22 protein-coding genes and 1 tRNA gene are annotated in these 21,825 nt (G+C 31.9%); 12 read left to right on the top strand and 11 right to left on the bottom strand.

Annotation, left to right across the window (positions count from 1 at the left end):
• Positions 1 to 3: 3 nt before the first annotated feature.
• Positions 4 to 1,908 carry an ABC-F family ATP-binding cassette domain-containing protein gene (locus IAI56_RS09715; protein ID WP_187657684.1) on the top strand — a complete coding sequence of 635 codons (1,905 nt, stop codon included), beginning with the start codon at positions 4 to 6 and terminating at the stop codon, positions 1,906 to 1,908.
• A 25-nt stretch (positions 1,909 to 1,933) separates the two neighbouring features.
• A complete protein-coding gene (locus IAI56_RS09710) occupies positions 1,934 to 2,305 on the top strand; it encodes a DUF4345 domain-containing protein (protein WP_187657683.1) in 372 nt (123 codons plus the stop codon).
• A 19-nt stretch (positions 2,306 to 2,324) separates the two neighbouring features.
• Here the strand turns inward: IAI56_RS09710 and IAI56_RS09705 are convergent, their stop codons facing one another.
• Entirely contained in the window at positions 2,325 to 3,470 is a 1,146-nt protein-coding gene (locus tag IAI56_RS09705; RefSeq protein ID WP_187657682.1) for an 8-amino-7-oxononanoate synthase, read from the bottom strand.
• Positions 3,471 to 3,525: 55 nt separating this feature from the next.
• Entirely contained in the window at positions 3,526 to 3,918 is a 393-nt protein-coding gene (locus tag IAI56_RS09700; protein ID WP_317192443.1) for a DUF1761 domain-containing protein, read from the bottom strand.
• A gap of 290 nt (positions 3,919 to 4,208) precedes the next feature.
• Between IAI56_RS09700 and IAI56_RS09695 the strand changes: the two genes are divergently transcribed.
• The 4 genes from IAI56_RS09695 (at position 4,209) to era (ending at position 6,722) form a co-directional block, all read left to right on the top strand.
• Positions 4,209 to 5,063 (top strand): Two component regulator three Y domain protein, encoded by an 855-nt coding sequence (locus IAI56_RS09695; RefSeq protein ID WP_187657681.1) that lies wholly within the window; start codon positions 4,209 to 4,211, stop codon positions 5,061 to 5,063.
• Positions 5,064 to 5,228: 165 nt separating this feature from the next.
• Positions 5,229 to 5,301, top strand: a tRNA-Met gene (locus IAI56_RS09690).
• A 57-nt stretch (positions 5,302 to 5,358) separates the two neighbouring features.
• The gene (locus IAI56_RS09685) at positions 5,359 to 5,805 is read left to right on the top strand and encodes a KTSC domain-containing protein (RefSeq protein ID WP_187657680.1); all 447 of its coding nucleotides are present in this window, start codon (positions 5,359 to 5,361) and stop codon (positions 5,803 to 5,805) included.
• Between the two features lie 32 nt (positions 5,806 to 5,837).
• On the top strand, positions 5,838 to 6,722 hold the full coding sequence (era, locus tag IAI56_RS09680) for a GTPase Era (protein WP_169524255.1): 885 nt from the start codon (positions 5,838 to 5,840) through the stop codon (positions 6,720 to 6,722).
• Here the strand turns inward: era and IAI56_RS09675 are convergent, their stop codons facing one another.
• Positions 6,723 to 7,229, bottom strand: a complete 507-nt coding sequence (locus IAI56_RS09675) for a hypothetical protein (protein WP_187657679.1) — start codon at positions 7,227 to 7,229, stop codon at positions 6,723 to 6,725. It lies immediately after the preceding gene.
• A 100-nt stretch (positions 7,230 to 7,329) separates the two neighbouring features.
• Between IAI56_RS09675 and der the strand changes: the two genes are divergently transcribed.
• Positions 7,330 to 8,640 carry a ribosome biogenesis GTPase Der gene (der, locus tag IAI56_RS09670; RefSeq protein ID WP_187657678.1) on the top strand — a complete coding sequence of 437 codons (1,311 nt, stop codon included), beginning with the start codon at positions 7,330 to 7,332 and terminating at the stop codon, positions 8,638 to 8,640.
• 99 nt (positions 8,641 to 8,739) lie between these two features.
• Positions 8,740 to 11,517 (top strand): outer membrane beta-barrel protein, encoded by a 2,778-nt coding sequence (locus IAI56_RS09665; RefSeq protein ID WP_187657677.1) that lies wholly within the window; start codon positions 8,740 to 8,742, stop codon positions 11,515 to 11,517.
• Positions 11,518 to 11,553: 36 nt separating this feature from the next.
• Here IAI56_RS09665 and IAI56_RS09660 read toward each other — a convergent pair whose 3' ends face one another.
• The 6 genes from IAI56_RS09660 to IAI56_RS09635 form a co-directional block, all read right to left on the bottom strand.
• Positions 11,554 to 12,324: a tetratricopeptide repeat protein gene (locus tag IAI56_RS09660; protein WP_187657676.1), complete on the bottom strand. Its 771-nt coding sequence runs from the start codon at positions 12,322 to 12,324 to the stop codon at positions 11,554 to 11,556.
• A 71-nt stretch (positions 12,325 to 12,395) separates the two neighbouring features.
• On the bottom strand, positions 12,396 to 13,220 hold the full coding sequence (locus IAI56_RS09655; protein WP_239106957.1) for a TPM domain-containing protein: 825 nt from the start codon (positions 13,218 to 13,220) through the stop codon (positions 12,396 to 12,398).
• Positions 13,217 to 13,660 (bottom strand): TPM domain-containing protein, encoded by a 444-nt coding sequence (locus IAI56_RS09650; RefSeq protein WP_187657675.1) that lies wholly within the window; start codon positions 13,658 to 13,660, stop codon positions 13,217 to 13,219. Before IAI56_RS09650 ends, IAI56_RS09655 begins: the two co-directional genes overlap by 4 nt.
• A gap of 9 nt (positions 13,661 to 13,669) precedes the next feature.
• Positions 13,670 to 14,257, bottom strand: coding sequence for a LemA family protein (locus IAI56_RS09645; protein ID WP_187657674.1), 588 nt, complete (start codon positions 14,255 to 14,257; stop codon positions 13,670 to 13,672).
• 48 nt (positions 14,258 to 14,305) lie between these two features.
• On the bottom strand, positions 14,306 to 14,638 hold the full coding sequence (locus IAI56_RS09640) for a MerR family transcriptional regulator (protein ID WP_133533577.1): 333 nt from the start codon (positions 14,636 to 14,638) through the stop codon (positions 14,306 to 14,308).
• Between the two features lie 45 nt (positions 14,639 to 14,683).
• A complete protein-coding gene (locus tag IAI56_RS09635; protein ID WP_187657673.1) occupies positions 14,684 to 15,664 on the bottom strand; it encodes a M23 family metallopeptidase in 981 nt (326 codons plus the stop codon).
• 302 nt (positions 15,665 to 15,966) lie between these two features.
• Between IAI56_RS09635 and alaS the strand changes: the two genes are divergently transcribed.
• The 4 genes from alaS (at position 15,967) to IAI56_RS09615 (ending at position 20,807) form a co-directional block, all read left to right on the top strand.
• Positions 15,967 to 18,603: an alanine--tRNA ligase gene (gene alaS, locus IAI56_RS09630; RefSeq protein WP_187657672.1), complete on the top strand. Its 2,637-nt coding sequence runs from the start codon at positions 15,967 to 15,969 to the stop codon at positions 18,601 to 18,603.
• Positions 18,604 to 18,637: 34 nt separating this feature from the next.
• Positions 18,638 to 19,378, top strand: coding sequence for a hypothetical protein (locus IAI56_RS09625; protein ID WP_187657671.1), 741 nt, complete (start codon positions 18,638 to 18,640; stop codon positions 19,376 to 19,378).
• Positions 19,379 to 19,388: 10 nt separating this feature from the next.
• Positions 19,389 to 19,820 carry a lipocalin family protein gene (locus tag IAI56_RS09620; RefSeq protein WP_187657670.1) on the top strand — a complete coding sequence of 144 codons (432 nt, stop codon included), beginning with the start codon at positions 19,389 to 19,391 and terminating at the stop codon, positions 19,818 to 19,820.
• 291 nt (positions 19,821 to 20,111) lie between these two features.
• Entirely contained in the window at positions 20,112 to 20,807 is a 696-nt protein-coding gene (locus IAI56_RS09615; protein WP_187657669.1) for a hypothetical protein, read from the top strand.
• Between the two features lie 84 nt (positions 20,808 to 20,891).
• On the opposite strand, the gene IAI56_RS09610 is transcribed toward IAI56_RS09615, so the two are convergent.
• Together IAI56_RS09610 and IAI56_RS09605 are read right to left on the bottom strand one after the other, a co-directional pair.
• On the bottom strand, positions 20,892 to 21,374 hold the full coding sequence (locus IAI56_RS09610; RefSeq protein WP_187657668.1) for a nuclear transport factor 2 family protein: 483 nt from the start codon (positions 21,372 to 21,374) through the stop codon (positions 20,892 to 20,894).
• A 170-nt stretch (positions 21,375 to 21,544) separates the two neighbouring features.
• Positions 21,545 to 21,736 (bottom strand): cold-shock protein, encoded by a 192-nt coding sequence (locus IAI56_RS09605; protein ID WP_187657667.1) that lies wholly within the window; start codon positions 21,734 to 21,736, stop codon positions 21,545 to 21,547.
• Between the last annotated feature and the right edge of the window lie 89 nt (positions 21,737 to 21,825).

The following is a 21,825-nucleotide window of genomic DNA, read 5'->3' as shown; positions in this document are numbered from 1 at the left end:
ATCATGTTAAACATACATAATTTATCGGTTTCGTTTGGCGGAACTTATCTTTTTGAAGAAGTAACTTTTCGTCTTGGTGCTGGCGATAGAGTAGGTTTGGTTGGAAAAAATGGCGCTGGTAAATCGACCATGCTAAAAATTTTGGCGGGTGATTTCAAACCCGATTCTGGTCAAATTGCTACTGAAAAAGAAGTCAGAATTGGTTTTCTTCGTCAGGATATTGATTTTGAACAAGGAAGAACGGTTTTGGACGAAGCTTATCAAGCTTTTGAAGAAATAAAAAGAGCCGAACTAAAAATTGACGAAATCAATCATCAATTGGTTACCCGAACCGATTACGAAAGTGCTTCTTACTCCGAATTGATTGAACAATTAAGCGATGTGCAACATCATTATGAAATTCTTGGTGGTTACAACTATGTTGGTGATACCGAGAAAATTCTTTTAGGATTGGGTTTCAAAAGAGAAGATTTCAACAATCAGACCGATACATTTTCTGGAGGATGGCGAATGCGTATTGAATTAGCAAAATTACTATTACAATCCAACGATATTTTGCTTCTCGATGAGCCAACAAACCATTTGGATATCGAAAGTATCATTTGGTTGGAAGGTTTTTTGAGAAATTTCCCAGGAGTTGTCGTGATTGTTTCCCACGATAAAATGTTTTTGGATAATGTAACCAATAGAACTATCGAAATTTCTCTTGGAAAAGCGTATGATTTTAATAAGCCGTATTCGCAATATTTAGTTTTAAGAGAAGAAATTCGCGAAAAACAATTGGCTACTCAAAAAAATCAAGCCAAAAAAATTGAAGAAACCGAAAAGTTAATCGAAAAATTCCGTGCCAAAGCTTCCAAAGCGTCAATGGCGCAATCGTTAATTAAAAAGCTCGATAAAGTTGAACGAATTGAAGTGGATGAAGATGATAATTCGGTAATGAGTATTTCGTTTCCAGTTTCTCAAACACCGGGTAGAGTTGTGGTAGAGGCCGAAAATGTAACCAAAGCGTATGGCGAAAAAACAATTTTGAAAGACATTTCACTTTTGGTCGAACGCGGAAGTAAAATCGCTTTTGTTGGTCAAAATGGTCAAGGAAAATCTACGTTTATCAAAGCCATTGTCAACGAATTTGAATATGAAGGTTCGATAAAATTAGGACATAATGTTCAGTTGGGTTATTTTGCTCAAAATCAAGCGGAATATCTTGATGGAGAAATTACGCTATTGGAAACGATGACTAACGCTGCAACCGATACCAATCGTTCTAAAGTTCGCGATATGTTGGGTGCATTTTTGTTCCGTGGCGATGATGTGGAGAAAAAAGTAAAAGTGCTTTCTGGAGGAGAAAGAAACCGTTTGGCATTATGTAAATTATTGCTTCAACCTATCAATGTTTTGGTGATGGATGAGCCAACAAACCATTTGGACATAAAATCTAAAAATGTATTGAAAGCTGCGTTGCAAAAATATGAAGGAACGTTGCTTTTAGTTTCTCACGATAGAGATTTTTTGCAAGGAATGTCAAACATTGTTTATGAATTCAAAGACCAAAAAATCAGAGAATATCTTGGCGATATTAATTTTTTCTTAGAACAACGAAACGCAATGAACATGCGCGAAATTGAGAAAAAAGATATGGTAAAAGAAACTCCAAAAGTGGAAAAGAAAAACTTGTCTTTTGAAGAACAAAAATCTCAAAAAGCCTTGCAAAATAAATTATCAAAAATTGAAAGTCAAATTCAACAATTAGAGAAAGACATTCAACATGATGACAAAGCATTGGCTTCAAATTATAATAAGCACATTGAAGATGCCCATTTTTTTGCAGCATACGAAAAGAAAAAAGTTGAACTAGAAAAACTTCTTGAAGATTGGGAAGCAGTTCAACTGGAATTAGAAGGTTAGTGTACTACTTATTTTTACATTTTAAATGAAAAATTTACACCTCATTATTTCGATTATCATTGTAATTCCTGTTGCAATTTTTTATGGAGTTAAACCTGATTATCTTTTTGAGGTAAGTTTGAATTCTACCGATGAATTGAATATTTTCAAAGCCATCATGGGATTGTATTTAGGGTTTGCAACTCTTTGGATTTACGGAATTCTGAAACCTGCTTTTTGGAAAACAGCCACAATTTCCAATATGATTTTTATGTTGGGCTTGGCTTTTGGAAGAATTTGCAGCATCACAGTCGACGGAATTCCAACAACAATTTTTCTTTTAGGAACTATTGGTGAATTGATTTTAGGAATTTTTGCTTGGTATCAGTTGAAAAAACAAAAGGCTTTTTCATCATAATACTAACAATTCAACTTTTTTATTTAAAAGGATGTCGCTGTTGCCAAACTAATGTTGGTTCTAATTTTGGAAAAATTTTATCAATAAATCTATTTATGAATTTATTATTGTGGTAAATAAACCCACTCATTAAAATTGGTGCTGCTCCAATCGAACTTTTTATTTCTAAAGCCGTTCTGCCAAATAGTATTTTTTCAAATTGGTTTTCAATTCCAAATTTAGTCATGTTGTACAACATGTTCAGATAAAGCATTTTCTCCTTTTGAATTTGCTCATCATAACCTAAAAAATAAGTTTCCAAAACGTTTCCGTTCAAAAGTAAAGTATGAAAGCCAACTAGTTGATTTTCTATAAAATAACCACACAAAATAAATCGGTTTCCGCATTGTTTCTTAAAAGTAGAAAAATGTTTTTTGTCCAAAAAGAAAGTGTTGAATGGAGCATTTTTAGCTACATAATAATACAATTGATAAATGCGTTCTTCGTTAAAAATGATTTCTTCTAGCGATAATTCTTTGACGATAACACCATCACTTTTTTTCAAAGCCCGTTTGTATTGGTCTCGATATTTTTTTGAAAAAGCCGCTACATAATCATCGTTGGTTTTCCAATGGTTTGGAAGCTCAAAAATCATGTTGGGTTGCGCTGTAAACTCATACATTGATGCAAACTCATTTTTTTTGAGTTCTCTAGCTCCTTTTTCATAAAAATCTTTAAAGGAAACAATGTGAATAGTTGTTCCTTCATTCTTAAAATAGCTGATGATTTCGTTAGCACAATCTAAAAGAAGTTTGCTTATTTCTTGATAGCTTATATTTTTTTTGAATGTATAACCGTTTTGTCCAGTTATCATATTGTTGCCAAGAAACAAAACATGAGAAGCGAAATTTTTAAAAATAAAATTCCGAATAAACGTTTTTAAACATTTATCACGTTCGCCAAACGATTCAAGTTTATTTAAATTTAAATATTGTGCTAAAGCAACACCAATTAATTGTGTTTCCTCAAAAATTCCAATGTAAAAACATTGCATATTGGTTGGTGCCGAACTTTCTAAAACTTCTAAATAGGCTTTTTGGAGAAAAGCATTATCAATAGCAATATCATCCCATGAATTAGGAAGTAAAGCAATTGAGGTGTAAATTTTTAGAGAATAAGTATTCAAAGTAAAAAAAATCGCTCCACAAATGTAGAGCGATTTGTATTAAAAAAAATGTTAATTATTTCCAACCACAGATAATTGCACCCATAATTGTTAGAGAAACCATCCAGTATCCTGAAGTAATTAGAATGTATTTCCAAGATTTTTGTTCAAAAAGGCTATTAATTGCGGTTATTGGCAGCACAAAAAATAATCCAGTCATAAATCCATGTAAAGCGCCATGTTGAAAAGTTCGGAATGCATCACCATAGTCTGCTAAGAAAGCTGCATATGATGGTTTAGCTGTTGCTACAAATTCTGGACCACCAATCATTCCTAATGCGCCAAACTGATGTATAACTAATACTGGCAACAAAAAAGACAACATCAATGAATAAAAAATAGTCAGTCCAAAAACCTTTATCATATTTGATTTTTGGGCTTTTTCTTCAGTCATTCCGGTTTCTTTCATCTAAATTGTTCCAAAAACTTTTGGATTGTACCAAATGAACCCTACAAAAAGGGTTACTAATGAGGATACTAATACTGCGTAAAAATTGAAAGGCATAATTATGTGGTTAAAATGGTTAATATATCAAATTTATAATTTTTTTTTAAATTAATGTTTATTTGAAAACAGTAATTTTTATAGGATAAATTTTAAAAAAATATTAAAATAATGCATTTCATCGATTATATTTGTTTTTAAACGATAATGTTGTTAGTTTTACAACGTCATTAATCCCAAATCTAAAATACAATATGAAAACAATTTTTACTTACTTATCAATACTGCTAGTTTCGACTTCAGTTTTTGCGGAAATATCTTCCAAAGAAAAAAATGCATTGATTAAATTCTACAAAGCAACTAATGGTGCTAAATGGACTAATACTTGGAATTTGAAAACATCTCCTTCAAATTGGTATGGAGTTGAAATAAAGGACGATAAAGTTATTTCTTTAAAATTAATGAACAATAATCTTGTAGGTCAACTCCCAAATGAAATAGCTGATTTGTCTTCGCTTGAAGAAATTAATCTTTTTAGAAATGATATTTCAGGAAGTTTACCAGAAAGTTTAGGAGATTTAAAAAGTTTGAAATTTTTAAATGTTTCTTTCAATAAAATATCAGGACAGTTACCAGCTTCTTTAGCTAAGGCTACAAATCTAAAATCTATTGAATTACACATGAATAGGTTAACGGGTCAATTACCAGCAAGTTATGGAAGTTTAACTAACTTAGAAACTTTATCGTTGTTTAACAATGAAATAGAAGGGCAGATTCCGTTAACATATTACAGCTTGAAATCTTTAAAAGTAATGCTGTTAAATAGTAATAAATTAGTTGGAAAGCTTGAACCAGAAGTTGCTAATTTATCTTCATTAGAAACATTAAGTTTGTTTGAAAACAAAATGGATGGAACAGTTCCATTTGATTTAGAGAAATTAAAAAATTTAAAAGAAATGAACATTTCTTATAACATGTTTAACGGTTTTGTTTCAAGAAATTTAGCAAAACTAGATACATTAAACATGACAATGATAAATGAACAAGGTGTTGCTACTACTTTAAAAGTAAGTATTGATAAAAACTCTGCTTATGCTGCTGATGAATAGTTTGTTTTCTTGGATTCATAAATTTGAAATTGGTTAGATTTTAAAAGTCTCGAGAAATCGAGACTTTTTTTACAGTAATAGTAAATTTTATTTCTCAAAATTAAAATAAAAAATAAAAAATAACTTGTAGATGTCAATATAAGTTGTATATTTGCACTCACAAATCGCGGGATAGAGCAGTAGGCAGCTCGTCGGGCTCATAACCCGAAGGTCACAGGTTCGAGTCCTGTTCCCGCTACAAAAGAAGCCATTCAGAAATGAGTGGCTTTTTATTTTTTTAAGTCAAAAATAAATCATGAAAAGAGTTGTTGAGTACAGAAAGTTACTAGAAGTTGATAAAAACGTAACGTTGAAAGAATTAAAAACCATTTATAGAAACACGATGAAAGACAATCATCCTGATAAATTTGTAAATGACGAAGAAGGAAGAAAAAACGCTGAAGAAACCAGTAAAAATATTATTGCTACTTATCATTTTCTTGTAAGTATTTCAGCTGAAACAGTTGAAAAAAATCTTCCAGAATATCAAGAAACTATCAATAACTATAACATTCTTGACTTCTATTTAGAAAAACAAACCCTTTATGTTACCTATGTAAACGGTGTTTCATATGAATATATTGGTGTTCCAAAAAATGTTTACATCAAAATGATTAATGCCGAATCGCCAAATCGTTTTGCAAAAAGACACATCTACGGAAACTTTATCTACAGAAAAGCTGCCGAAGCTACCGAAGAATAAATAGTTACCTTTGCAAAATTAAATTAGATTATATGTCACACAAAGCAGGTTTTGTAAACATTATAGGTAATCCAAATGTTGGAAAATCAACACTAATGAACGCTTTCGTTGGTGAACGATTATCAATTATTACTTCCAAAGCACAAACAACGCGTCATAGAATTCTTGGAATTGTAAATGGCGAAGATTTTCAAGTTGTTCTGTCCGATACACCAGGAATAATCAAACCTGCGTATGAAATGCAAAAATCAATGATGGATTTTGTAAAATCTGCCTTTGAAGATGCTGACGTGTTGATTTATATGGTTGAAATTGGTGAAAAAGAACTCAAAGACGAAGCTTTTTTCAATAAAATCATCCATTCTAAAATTCCCGTTTTATTGCTTTTGAATAAAATCGATAAATCCAATCAGGAACAACTGGAAGAACAAATTGATCTGTGGAAAAGTAAAGTGCCAAATGCAGAAATATTCCCAATTTCGGCTTTAGAAAATTTCAATGTAAAAGAAGTTTTTGCTCGAATTTTGGAACTATTGCCTCAATCGCCACCATATTATCCAAAAGATGCGTTGACTGATAAACCAGAACGTTTTTTTGTCAATGAAACCATTCGCGAAAAAATTCTTTTGAACTACGACAAAGAAATTCCTTATGCTGTAGAAATCGAGACCGAAGAATTTCTGGAAGACGAAAAAATCATCCGAATTCGCTCAGTAATTATGGTAGAACGCGATACTCAAAAAGGAATTATTATTGGACACAAAGGTTCGGCGTTAAAAAAAGTAGGAATGCAGTCTCGTGAAGATTTGGAGAAATTTTTTGGCAAACAAATCCATATCGAATTGTATGTAAAAGTCAATAAAGATTGGAGAAGCAATGCTTATCAGTTGCGTCGATTTGGTTACAACCAGAAATAGTTAGTTTTCAATAATTTCTAAATATAACTTTTCAAGTTCATCCATTTGCTCATGACCTTTTTCTCTCATTTGTCGAGCGATTACATAGAGTAAAAACCAAATAAAAATCATCAAAATCATTACGATGATGTTTTTTAGGTAAGCTTCGTTTAAGGAAAAGTTTGAAAAAGCCATCATCCCAAAAATGATAAAAACACCTGCAACAACAAAATGCAGAAACATGAAAAATGTCCACATCGTTTGAGATGGACCAAACAATCCGCGTATGTGAGTGGCATTTTTTTCATCGCCTTCTTTTTCTTCTAGTTCCAATGTTAAATGAGGTGACCAATATTTTTGCTTTTCGCCTTTAATGGTAAATTGAACATGATTGTCTCTGATTTTAATCAAATAATCAGGCGACTTTGTTTTAGAATAGTCAATAAATTTTTGTCGGACGATTTCAATATTTTCCGAAATGTCTTTAAAAAAGCGTAAACGCAAACGAATTTCGTGTTGAGTATCCATAAAAAAATGAGCTTTTTGATTGTAAATAGAATACTAAAAGTAATAAAATAATTGAAATTGTACTCTTTAATAGTACCTTTGCACCATATTTAAAATGATTATGAACAATATTGTAGCCATCGTTGGAAGACCAAATGTAGGGAAATCAACTTTTTTTAACCGATTAATTAAAAGAAGAGAAGCAATCGTTGACTCGGTTAGCGGCGTAACTCGTGACCGTAATTACGGAAAAAGTGAATGGAACGGAAAAGAATTTTCAGTAATCGATACTGGTGGTTATATTAAAGGTTCTGATGATATTTTTGAAGGCGAAATTCGTCGTCAAGTTGAATTAGCCATCGATGAAGCCGATGCTATCATTTTTGTAGTTGATGTAGAAGAAGGAATTACTCCAATGGATGCCGAAGTTGCAAAATTACTTCGTAAAGTAACCAAACCAATTCTAATTGCTGTAAACAAAGTTGATAATGCAATGCGTGAAAAAGACGCGGTAGAATTTTACAATCTTGGTTTAGGCGAATATTTTACCATTGCCAGCATTAGCGGAAGCGGAACAGGTGAATTGCTTGATGAATTAGTTAGAGTTTTGCCCGAAATGCCTGAAGTTACCGAAGAAGAAAACCCATTGCCAAGATTTTGTGTTGTTGGTCGTCCAAATGCCGGAAAGTCATCATTTATCAACGCTTTAATTGGCGAAGATCGATTTGTTGTAACCGATATTGCTGGAACAACAAGAGATTCTATTGATACTACGTATAATCGTTTTGGTTTTGAATTCAATCTAGTTGATACAGCTGGAATTCGAAGAAAAGCCAAAGTAAAAGAAGATTTAGAGTTTTATTCTGTGATGCGTTCGGTTCGTGCTATCGAGCATTCGGATGTTTGTATTCTTTTAATCGATGCTACTCGTGGATTTGAAGGTCAAGATCAAAGTATTTTTTGGTTGGCAGAAAAAAATAGAAAAGGAGTTATTATTTTAGTAAACAAATGGGATTTGATTGAAAAAGACACCATGTCAACCCGTGATTATGAGGCTAAAATCCGAAGAGAGTTAGAACCATTCACTGATGTGCCAATTTTATTCGTTTCAGCGTTAACCAAACAGCGTTTGTTGAAAGCCTTGGAAGAAACTGTAAAAGTTTTTGAAAACAGAAAACAACGTATTCCAACTTCAAAATTCAACGATTTTATGTTGAAATTAATTGAATCATATCCACCGCCAGCATTGAAAGGAAAATACGTGAAAATTAAATATTGTATGCAATTGCCAACGCCAACGCCACAGTTTGTGTTTTTTGCCAATTTGCCTCAATATGTTAAAGAACCATACAAGCGTTTCTTAGAAAATAAAATCCGTGAAAATTGGGATTTTTCAGGTGTTCCAATCGATATTTACATCAGAGAAAAATAAATTTATGTTAAATTTTCGTCAGAATTTTTAACTTTTCACAATAAAATAATTAATTAGCCGTTATTTAGTTTTTACACTAACCTAACCGCTAATTTTTTTATGCCAAAAACGTTCTATTTATTCTGTGCACTATTTTTTAGTTCTTTTCTTTTTTCTCAAAACGCTTTCACGATTAAAGGAAAAGTTGTTGACCCAACCACCAAATTGCCTATCGAATCGGCAACGGTTTACTTAACTTCTGTCAAAGACTCATCGGTTGTAGATTATACTATTACCAACAAAATGGGCAATTTTGCCATTAAAGTTAAAAAAAGTGATAAAGCACTAAATCTTAAAGTTTCTTTCATTAGTTATCAAGATTTTGTCGAAAATGTTACTGGTTTAACCGCCGATAAAGATTTTGGAACTATCGAACTCAAAGAAGCTTCAAATCTATTAAACGAAGTAGTCGTAAAGTCTGAAATTCCTCCAATCAGAATTAAAAAAGACACATTAGAATTTAATGCGTCTTCCTTTAAAGTTGGTGCCGATGCTAATGTAGAAGCGTTGCTTAAACAATTGCCTGGCGTAGAAATTACTCCCGAAGGAAAAATTACCGTTAACGGAAAAGAAGTAAACAATATTTTGGTCAATGGAAAACCATTTTTTGGAAAAGATGGAAAAATAGCCACTCAAAATCTTCCTGCCGAAATCATTGAAAAAGTACAAGTAGTTGATACCAAAACTAAGTCGGAAGAAATCTCTGGCGATGCTTCGGGTTCCGAAAATAAAACCATTAATTTAACCATTCAAGAAGATAAGAACAAAGGCTTTTTTGGTAAAATTATGGGTGGATTGGGTTCAGATAAACGATACGAGTCCAGTATGTTGGTCAATTATTTCAAAGGCGAAAGAAAAATTAGTGCATTAGCTTCGTCCAATAATATTAATTCCATTGGGTTTTCGATGGATGAAATATTTGATAATATGGGCGGAGGAAGAAATAGTTCTGTTTATTATAATGATGATGGAAGTTTTGGAATAAATAATATGTCGTTTGGTGGAAATCGAGGAATTACACGTTCTAATATGATTGGTATAAATTATCAAGACAAATGGTTGAAAAAAGTTGACCAAAGCGGAAGTTATTATTTTACTAATGCTGAGACTGAAAATGCCAACAGAACCGATAGAATTAATTTTCTTCCAACAGGAAATACATTAACAAAATCCAATTCGATTACCAAAAACGGAAGCGATGGACATAATATTTCATTGGATTTTGAAATTGCGCTTGATTCAACGGCAACAATTTATATCAACCCAAGATTTCAAACGAGTAAAGGATTTGGAAAATCGTCTCGAAATCAAATTACAACTGATGAGAATTTGAACGAATTAAACTCAAGTAACAACGATGATTATAACGAAAACGATAATTCTAATTTTGGGTTGGATGCAAGTTTTAGTAAACAATTTAAAAAGAAAAAACGCGGATTGTCGGTTAATCTTGAAGCCGAACTCCAAAAACGAGATGAATATATAAACACAAAATCGGCTACACTTTTTGCCGATGCAACGCCAGATGACATTAGAAATCAAAATCGTTTTGAGAACAATAAAAACGATTTCATGAAACTTGAAGTACGTTATGGCGAACCGCTAACCGATTCGCTTCGATTGAGTTTAACTTCAGAATTAACCCTTAGAAAAATTGGAAATGATTTGAATACATTCGATTTTAATACTGGAACAAATAGTTATGACGATTTTAATGATGTACAATCCAACGAAGTAAATTCAAAAACAACGACTTATTTTCCATCAACAGGATTGATTTTGGATAAATCGAAAACCAATGGTCGAATTAATTTTGGTCCAGAATTTATCAATTTTGATGCTAATTCAAATTATCTTGGTGTTAGAACCAATAGAAATAAAACTTATGTTTTTCCAAGAGTAAAAGGTTATATCAGTCACAGAATTGGTAAATCAAAATCGATTTATTCTTTTTATGATTTTGGTGTGCAAATGCCGCAAGCCAATCAAGTTTTGCCAGTTGAAAATTTATCCAATCCGTTGAGTACATTTATTGGTAATGATGATTTAAAACCAACATTGAGACATAATTTATATTTCAGTTTTAATGATTATGACTATCAATCGCGTTCTGGATATTACCTTTATTCGGGAATTAATTTGAGTAAAGATGCAGTAGTTTCTTCTACAGTTTATGATAATAATTTCAAGGCAACGACAACCTATCAAAACGTAGATGTTACTCATAATTCTTATCTTGGGGTTAACTGGAATAAATCGTATAAAAAAGAGAAAAGAACGCTTCGTTTTGGCGCAGGTGTAAGCTTTAATTATGATTACAATAAAGGTTTGACTAATGCAGTTTTGTTTGAATCAAAAGGTTTAAATATTAATCCAAGGTTTAATTTAACTTGGAGTATTGATGAAATGATTACCGTTGCGCCAAGTTATCGTTATACGTTTTCAAAAACCGATTTTAAAAACTATGTAATTGATAAAGCAGATAATTTTATTCACAATGCAAAACTAGAAATCACGTCATATATGCCGAAGAAATTCGTTTTAGGTTCTGATTTTGGTTATACTTACAATTCAAATATTGCCGATGGTTTTAAGAAAGATTTCTACTTATGGAATGTAAGTTTGGGTTATAATTTCTTCAAAGATCAATTGTTAGCCAAAGTGAAAGTGTATGATTTATTGAATCAAAACTTAAACTCAACCCGAACCATTACGCCAACAGCAATCGTGGATGCAGAGAATACGGTTTTAAGAAGATATGTAATGTTTTCACTAACTTACAAACTCGAAAAGTTTGCCGGAAAGAAGAAAAACGACAATATGATGTTTATGGATTAAAAAACAAAAATCCGGTCTCAAAAAGACTGGATTTTTTTATTTCTTGTTTTTACATTCGCTGTTAAAAACTTCAAGTGCTTCGTTAAAATCTAAATCGATAGCTTTCTTTAAATCGGAACAATAATCATTTTTCGGATTAAAATTTAGATAGTAAATTGCTCTATTATAATAAGCTTCACCATTTGTTTTGTCTAGTTCAATAACCTTGTTGAAATCATTTAAAGCAGATTTATCTTTGCTGTAACTTTTCATAATTCCTCTGTTTTGGTAGGCATCAACACTATTTGGATTTATTAAAATTGCTTTGTTAAAATCGTAAATTGCTTCTTGATAATTAGAAGAAAGTTTATAAACAACACCACGATTATAATATGCGTCATAATTTTTTTCATCTAATGAAATACATTTTGAATAATTCTCGATACAATTCTTAAAATCTCCAATAATAGAGTAAGAGTAAGCAACATTAAAATAAGAACTAGCAGATGAGCTTTTTAGATTTATGCATTCAGTAAAGTCATTTATTGCATTTTTGTGTTGATTTAGTTTTTGGTATAATTTACCGCGACTAAAATAGACTTCAAAGTATTTGTCATTAATTTCAATTGCTTTATTGTAATCTTCTAAAGCGCCATCGAAATCTTCTATATTAAATTTTGAATGTCCTCTAAAATGATAACTAGTATAATCATTTGGATTTTTATTAATTAATTCACTATATAATTCAATGTCTTTTTGAAAGTTAGGGATTTCTTGAGAAAAACCAAAAAAAGTAACAAATAACAACAAGTAAAAATATCTTTTCATATAATGTAAATTTTATCAAACTCAGTCTAAATACAGACTAATTTTTTTCATTCCAAACTTGAGATTGAGAATTACCAACTTCCGCCGCTTCCGCCACCAGAAAATCCGCCGCCACCAAATCCACCACCGAATCCGCCACCACCAGAAGAACCGCCAAAACCACCACCAAAACTTCCGCCACCGCTATTTCTTCCAAGACTACTCAAAATAATGATATCCGCTAAGTCAAAACCTCCACCACGATTGCCTGAATTGCCACCGCCATTTCTTTTGTTGTTGGAAAAAATTACTAGCAAAATGATAATAACAATAATTATTGGGAATATTGGAAAATCTCCTTGTTTGTCTTTCTTTCTTGTGCCTTTGTATTTTCCTTTAAAAACATCAAAAATAGCATCAGCACCTTTGTCTAAGCCTCTATAAAAACTTCCAGCTTTAAACTCCGGAATGATAATGTTTCTTGTGATTTCTCCACCAATTCCTGCGGTTAATCTATCTTCTAATCCATATCCAGCCGAAATCCAAATTTTTCTTTCTTCTTTTGCCAAAAGAATAATAACACCATTATCATTTTTTTCACTTCCACCAATTCCCCAAGTTTGTCCCCATTTTGGAGTAAGTATTCCAATGTCTTCGCCTTTCAAACTTTCAATCGTAATGACTACAATTTGTGTTGTTGTACTGTCCGAATAGCGAATGAGTTTTTCCTCCAGTTGATTTTTTTCATCTGGACTTAAAACATTGGCATAATCATATACTGAAGTTTGAAATTTTGGAATTTCAGGAATTGTAAATTGTGAAAAACCAGAAAGTGAAGTAAATAGTAAAAAAATCAAAAACGTTGTTTTGAAAATTTTAGAATTCCTAATTCCTAATTCGTAATTCATAATTCTCATAATTCGTCTTTTGATATTTCGTTGGACAATTCATTTTTATCGCCTTCTTGGTAAGGAAAATATTTTTGTAATTGTTCGCCAGCTCGTTGAATTCCTTCCACTAAACCTTGTTTGTAATTTCCCTCTTTGAAGTTTTTTACCATGACATCTCGAGTGCAATCCCAAAAATCATTTGGAACGACATCATTAATGCCTTTGTCACCACAAATTACAAAGGTTTTATCTTTTACTGCAAGGTAAATTAAAACGCCGTTTTTGAGTTCGGTTTCGTCCATTTTCAATAAATGGAAAACTTCCATCGCGCGTTCAAACGCATCAATGGAAGTCTTTTTTTCTAGATGTACTCTAATTTCACCCGAAGTATTTTTTTCGGCCACGCGAATAGCTTCAACAATTGCTTGCTCTTCTTCTTTGGTTAAAAAATCTTCTACTTTTGACATTGTCTTAAATTAGAATTTTACTTCTACTGGTTTTTCAGCGCCTTCAACTGCTTTGAATACAGCTTTTTCTTTATAATCTGATAAAACTAATTTTCTAGGGTTTTTCAAAACATAAATATTGTATGCTTCAACAGATTCATTGAAACGAGTTCTTGCGGTCAGGATTTGGTTTTCTGTACTTGCTAATTCGTCTTGCAATTTCAAAAAGTTTTGGTTTGCTTTCAATTCAGGATATCTTTCGACAGAAACTAACAATTTTGATAAAGCTGAAGAAACTCCACTTTGAGCTTTGCTAAATTGTTCAAATTGTTCAGGTGTAATGTTTGTTGGATCAATATTTACCGAAGTTGCTTTTGCTCTCGCTTCAATTACAGCAGTTAAAGTGCTTTTTTCAAAATCAGCAGCACCTTTTACAGTGTTTACTAAGTTCCCTATTAAATCATTACGTCTTTGATAAGATGTTTCAACATTTCCCCATTCTTTTTTTACGGCCTGATCTACTACAACAGCTCCGTTTGTAACATTAATGTACCAAAGTCCAAATAATACGATTACTCCAATTCCAATAATCCAAGGTAAAAATTTTTTAAAATCCATTTTTGTTTAATTTAAAGTTTATTATTAGTTTTTTAGTTTATTTAATTGTTACAACTGATTTTTTATAGCAGTCAGTTGTGCTTTTACCGCTTCGAGTTTACTAATGATTTCAAATTTATCAAGTGTTTTTTTCTGACCTTCTTTCAGATGCGTTTTTGCTCCTTCCAATGTAAATCCACGTTCTTTAACCAAATGATAAATCAATTGTAGATTTTTCACATCTTCGGGAGTGAACATTCGGTTGCCTTTTGCATTTTTCTTCGGTTTTAGAATATCAAATTCTTTATCCCAAAAACGAATTAGCGACGCATTTACATCAAATGCTTTGGCAACTTCGCCAATGCTGTAATATCTTTTTCCTTCCTGTAAATTTACATTCATAGTTTTATCTTTAATCTGAAATCAAAATTCATTATTCTTAAATCGTTAATCAAGCGACTGATTTTCCTGATTGGCTAATTTAGATATAATTGAATATTCTGCCGCAGAAATGTTTCCATAATAAAAATTAATTGGGTTCACGGGTTTTCCATCTTTGTGAACTTCATAGTGCAAATGTGGCGCTTCACTTCGACCTGTGCTTCCAACATAACCAATTATATCACCACGTTTTACGCGTTGTCCAGCTTTGCATTTGTATTTACTCAAATGACCATAAAGCGTTTCATAACCATATCCATGCTGAATAACAATGTGATTTCCATAACCCGAAGCCGTGTTGTCAGCACGTTTAACAACTCCATCGCCAGTGGCAAAAATCGGAGTTCCAGTTGGCGCAGTAAAATCCATTCCTTGATGCATTTTTCTCGCTTTCGTAAACGGATCACTTCGATATCCAAAACCTGATGCCATTCGTTTTAACTGCTCATTTTTAACAGGTTGAATAGCTGGAATTGCGGCTAATAATTTGTTTTTTTGTTTCGCCAAAGCCAAAATTTCGTCCAACGATTTTGACTGAATTGCCAATTCTTTTGAAATAACATCTACTCGTTTTGATGTGTTTATAACCAATTCAGAGTTGTTGAAACCTTCTAATTCTTTATAACGATTTACACCGCCAAAACCCGCTTTTCGTTGTTCTGTTGGGATTGGTGACGTGTTAAAATAAGCTCTGTAAATATTATTATCTCGCTCTTCAATCGATTCTAAAACTTCATCAATTTGTTCCATTTTTTTATTCAAAATCGAATAACGAAGCTTCATCGTTTCAATTTCTCTCGCTTGAAGTCTGTCTTTTGGCGTTTCAAAAAATGGCGTATTCAACAAAACCACAAAACACAAAAATCCAAACAACGCCGATGACAACAAAAACAAACCAATATAACCCAATTTATTGGAGAGTTTTGGTTTTATTTTACGGTAAGCCAAACTTTCGGTATCGAAATAATACTTTACTTTTTTCGCCATCTTTTATTTTATACTATTTTTGTGCAGGTTTTAAAAACAATGGTTATACGAACAAATTTAACAAATGTTTCAATTATTCCTTAAATTTAATTTGAACTTGTTTCAAATTTCACTGTCAATCCCAACTTGATTGGGATAAGGAGCGAAACATTCGGGCTTTTTCAATAAACCATTTTCCTGCTTTTCGTTGCAATCTTTTTTTGAGTTATCACTCAAAAAAAGGATTTCCACTTCAATCAGGGCTAAACAGCAAACCATTTTAAATCTAATAATCTAAAGATCTAACAGTCTAATAATCTAAAATGAAATCACAAGACATTCGTAAAGCCTACCTTAACTTCTTTGAAAGCAAAGGACATTTAATCGTTCCATCGGCGCCAATTGTGCTCAAAGACGATCCAACCTTGATGTTCAACAACTCAGGAATGGCACAATTCAAAGAATACTTTTTAGGAAACGGAACGCCAAAAAGTCCAAGAATAGCCGATACGCAAAAATGTCTTCGTGTTTCAGGAAAGCACAACGATTTAGAAGATGTTGGGTTCGATACCTATCATCATACCATGTTTGAAATGCTTGGAAACTGGTCGTTTGGCGATTATTTCAAGAAAGAAGCCATTACTTGGAGTTGGGAATTGCTAACAGAAATATACAAACTACCAAAAGATAGATTGTATGTTACTGTTTTTGAAGGCGATGAAAAAGAAGGAATACCACGTTCTATAGAAGCATTAGCTTGTTGGAAAAAGTTAGTTCCAGAAAATCATATCGTTTTTGGAAACAAAAAAGATAACTTTTGGGAAATGGGTGAACAAGGTCCTTGCGGTCCATGTACCGAAATTCATTTTGATGGACGAAGCGACGAAGATAGAAAACTAATTCCCGGAGAAACTTTAGTTAACAAAGACCATCCAGAAGTAATCGAAATTTGGAACAACGTTTTCATGATGTTCAACCGCATGCAAGACGGAAGTTTGGAACAATTGCCTCAAAGGCATGTAGATACTGGAATGGGTTTTGAACGTTTGGTTCGAATTATTCAAAACAAATCGTCCAATTATGATTCTGATGTTTTTACGCCACTTATAGAAAAAGTTGAGCAAATTACAGGATATGAATACACTTCCAACGAAGTAAAAAACATAAGTGAAGAACAAGAAAAAACTAATATTGCTATTCGTGTAATTGTAGATCATATTCGTGCTGTTGCCTTTGCAATTGCTGACGGACAATTACCATCAAATACTGGCGCAGGTTATGTAATTCGTAGAATTTTGCGTCGAGCGATTCGTTACGGATTTACATTTTTGAATACTAAAGAACCTTTTATCAATAAATTAGTTGAGGTTTTAGCGAATCAAATGGGCGAATTTTTTCCAGAAATTAAATCGCAACAACAATTGGTTACTAATGTAATCCGTGAAGAAGAAGCTTCATTTTTGAGAACTTTAGATCAAGGTTTGCAATTGTTAGATAAAGTAGTTGCTGAAACATCAGGAAATGAAGTTTCTGGTGCAAAAGTTTTTGAATTGTACGATACGTTCGGATTTCCTAAAGATTTAACAGCGTTAATTCTGAAAGAAAAAGGATATTCGTATAACGAATCAGATTTTGAAGCTGAATTACAAAAACAAAAAGCGCGTTCTCGTGCAGCATCAGAAGTTTCAACTGAAGATTGGTCGGTTTTGATTCCAGGAAATGTAGAAACATTTGTTGGTTACGACAAAACGGAAAACGCTGTAAAAATCACCAGAATTCGTAAAGTTGATTCTAAAAAAGACGGAATTTTATATCAAATTGTTTTAGACAACACACCGTTTTATCCAGAAGGTGGAGGACAAGTTGGCGATAAAGGAACATTGGTTTCGGCGAACGAAATGATCGATATTATTGATACTAAGAAAGAAAATAATTTAATATTACATTTTGCAAAACAACTTCCAGAGAATATTGAAGCTGGATTTGTAGCAAAAGTAAACACCGATTTAAGAACGTCAACTTCCAAAAATCACTCGGCTACGCACTTGATGCATTTGGCTTTGAGAAATATTCTTGGAACACATGTGGAGCAAAAAGGTTCGTTGGTAAATCCTAATTACTTGCGTTTTGACTTCTCCCATTTTTCTAAAGTTTCGGATGATGAATTGCGTCAGGTTGAAGCAAGTGTAAATGCTCAAATCGAAGCACAATTGCAATTGGTAGAGCACAGAAATATTCCAATTCAAGAAGCTTTAGATAAAGGTGCAATGGCTTTGTTTGGAGAAAAATATGGTGATTCAGTAAGAATGATTGAATTTGGCGAAAGCAAAGAACTTTGTGGTGGAATTCACGTGAAAAACACGGCTGACATTTGGCATTTCAAAATCATTTCTGAAGGTGCAGTTGCCGCAGGAATTCGTCGTATTGAAGCAATTACTGGCGATGCAGTTAAAGATTTCTACAAAAATCAAGAAAGTACTTTAGCAGAAATCAAAGAAACTTTGAAAAATCCACAAGATATTTTAAAATCAGTAGCTTCATTGCAAGATGATAATGCGAAATTGAAAAAACAAATTGAGCAATTATTAAAAGAAAAAGTTGACGGATTAAAAAATACTTTAGTTGCCGATTTTCAAGAAATAAACGGAATTAACTTTTTAGCAAAACAAGTTGATTTATCGATGAGTGCAACTAAAGATTTAGCACAAGCAATCGGAACTTCAAAACCAAATTCGTTTGTGTTTTTAGCTTCTGTTGAAGATAATGCTCCAAATATTCACTGTTATATTTCAAAAGAATTGGTTACCGAAAAATCATTAAATGCTGGAAATGTAATCAGAGAATTAGGTAAATACATCGACGGAAATGGTGGTGGACAACCGTTCTTTGCATCAGGAAAAGGTAAAAATGTAAACGGAATTGCAGCTGCTTTGGAAAAGGCGGTTGATTTTTTGAAATAAAATATTTATTTTAATAAAATAATTATAAACTAAAATGATGAAAAACTTTTTTTACTTTTTTGCCTTTATTTCAATGATTTTTGTGTCATGTTCAACCAGTGACGACACAACTTCGCAAGATGTTTTAGTCACTAAAATGATACAAAGTTTTGAAGACGGAACTTTTGAAACGATAAATTTTAATTACAGTGGAAATAAATTATTAGGTCAAACATTTGACAATGGTTATTCAACTGTTACTTATACAGGTGATTTGATATCAAAAATTGAAGTTTTTTTTAATAATGCATTAGAAAGTAGAACACTTTATACTTATGACTCTAATCAACGATTAACCCAATTTGAGCGTTATGAATATGATGATTTCAGCGATTATGGAGATAAAATTGTTTATACATACAATACAAATGGAACTGTTAGTTTTTCCGAATATAGTGGAAACTTGGATAACCCGTTAACGCTATCAGACACTGGTACATTTACATTAAATGCAGTTGGAGAAGTTGTTTCGGTATCAACTTTAAATTCAGGTAACACAACTTATACCTATGATGATAAAAACAGTCCTTATCTTAATGTTTTAGGTTTAAATAAGCTGCTTTTTGATGAAGATCCAAATGGGATGATACATAATATTGTTCAAGAATTGAATTCGTTTAACTACAATAGAACAAGTACATTTACGTATAATGCTGCAGGATTTCCTGTAACTGAACAAATAGAAGAAGACGATGAAATCATTAACATCCAATATTTTTACAATACAGACAATTAAATTTTAGGTTATGAAAAAAATTATTTTAGGATTACTCATTTTTACAGCTTTTACTACTTCTTGTAGTAGTGATGACGATAATGGTTTGGCTGTAACCAAGCAAAATTTACTTGGAAAATGGTATTTAAAAGGAGGAACAATAAATAATGGAGCTTTTGAAGATTACAACCATGATTGTTCAATTTCTAGAGATTTTCAAGAGTTTTTTGATAATGATATTTTAACATTTAATGGATATAATATTGATTGTGAATTAAATGAAGTTGAGGAATCTAACTGGTATTTAAATGGAAGAGTAATAACAGTTTCGATACCCAATTTTATTGAATATGACATTACGGTTGAAAAGTTAACCAGCAATGAGTTGATTTTGAAACAAGATGGAATTAATGAAGATACTGGTGCAGTTGAAGATGTCAGATATTATATGACAAGAAACTAAAGTATACTAAAAACCCTTTTAAAATTTTAATTTTAAAAGGGTTTTTTTGTTGTAAATCAGACTAAAAACTACCTTTAATCTGAAATTCAAACCTTTCATCGAAAGTTTTTTGGCTTTAAAATCAGCATACTTACATTTGAATAATCAAAAATATCCCCAATGTTTTTGATGCCTCAAAACCTCTAATGCAAAATGAATAAATTGAATTCTTACTTTTGGACAATAATATCCATAATTTCTCTAGCCTTAACTTCCTGCACATCTGATTCAGATTCTTCTAAAAATGTAATCTTGCTTAAAAAAATCCAATCGGTTGATTTAGGACAAATCGCGGTTCACAAGTTTTACTATAAAGGAACAAAACTTTCCAAAGTAGCTTTTGATATTCAAGGACAAACCAATGGCGTTGGATATGATAAATATTCTTATACTAACGATTTAATTACCGAAATCAAAACCTATTCAGCTAACAATCAATTGTTAGCTATAACTACATTAAGTTATAATAGTTCAAATCAATTAGCTGAAGTTGTAAAAGTGGAACCATCAAGAAATTATGGTTTAAGAACGGTTTTCAGTTATTCTTTAACAGGAACAGTTGTAGTACAATCTTTTTACGGAAACACTACAGTTCAAGAAAGTTCAACAAATCAAACTACGACGTTTTATTTACTAAATGGTGAAATAGAAAAAAAAGATTTTTTGTCAATAGATATGAATTATACTATTGTTTATGTGTATGATAACTTGAAAAATCCATTTGAAAATGTAACAGGTTACAATGCTATAAAATTATATTCGTTCATCAACAATGGATTGTTTGGTTCAAACCATAATTTGTTGCAACAAACTACCTATTTCTCTCCTGATGTAATCGATTCTCAAGTAGATTTCGAATTAGAATACAACAACAATAATTTTCCAACATCGCGTTATGCTACAGGAAGTTTTTCAGGAGTTTATCAATATTTATATGAATATTATTAATTCGCAATATAATTGAATACTAAAAAAACCTCGCTTAGCAATAAACGAGGTTTTTTTATGAAATCTTCTGATTGTAAATCGGAGTTAATGCAAGCTTACGACTTTCGTAATTTTCCATCCCGAAGCTTGGGGATTGTTTTCTTTTTTCCAAAAAATCATAAACTTGCTCGCTTTTGTTGGTTCGTCGGGTTCTTGTTTGTTAAAAAACCAATGATAGCCAATTTCAATTGCACCATAATCGGCAATGGGATAAACCTCAATACTGTTAGGAATTAAATGTCGAGTTACTTTGTTGCAAATATTTTTTTCGGTGGTTGCGAGCAAAGTGGCTTTGTCTTCTAGTAAACCAGCTTTGTCATGAAAAAACTCAATTTCGTCCGAATAAAAAGCGGCTTGGGTTTTCATATCACAAGAATTATATGCATCAAAAAATGCTTTGTCCATTGATTCAATTTCTTTTTGCAGCGCTTCATCAACTGGTACATAAGGCTTAATTTTAGGTTGCTGCGCCAAAATAGTTCCACAACAAAACACAACAAATAATGATAAAGTAAGCTTGAAATGCATATCTAGATAAGTAAGTTATTTTAATCAAAGTTAACGAATCCGACGATTTTAAAAATATTAAATTAAACTTAACTTTTTTTTGAAAATTTTGGTTTAATATGTCTTGTTTTTTTAAATAAAAAAAGCTAGTCTGTTGAGACTAGCTTTATTTTGTAACGGTAAATTATATCTTAGATAACTGTAACATTTACTGCTGTTGGTCCTTTTTGTCCGTTTTCGACAGAATAAGACACTTGGTCGTTTTCACGTACTTGACCGTTTAAGCCAGTTACATGAACAAATACGTCTTGTCCACCACCATTTGGAGTGATGAATCCGAAGCCTTTTGCTTCATTGAAAAATTTAATTGTTCCTTCGTTCATAAAAAAATGTATTAATAAAGGTGTAAAGGTATGCTTTATTATTGATTTTCAATATTTTATTTAGATTATTTGATTTTTTTTTAAAAAAT

Origin of the sequence: Flavobacterium macrobrachii (assembly GCF_014486675.1) — a bacterium.
GTDB classification, from domain to species: domain Bacteria; phylum Bacteroidota; class Bacteroidia; order Flavobacteriales; family Flavobacteriaceae; genus Flavobacterium; species Flavobacterium macrobrachii.
The sequence above is the reverse complement of the archived record's forward strand: the minus strand, read 5'-3'. Positions and strand labels throughout refer to the sequence as shown.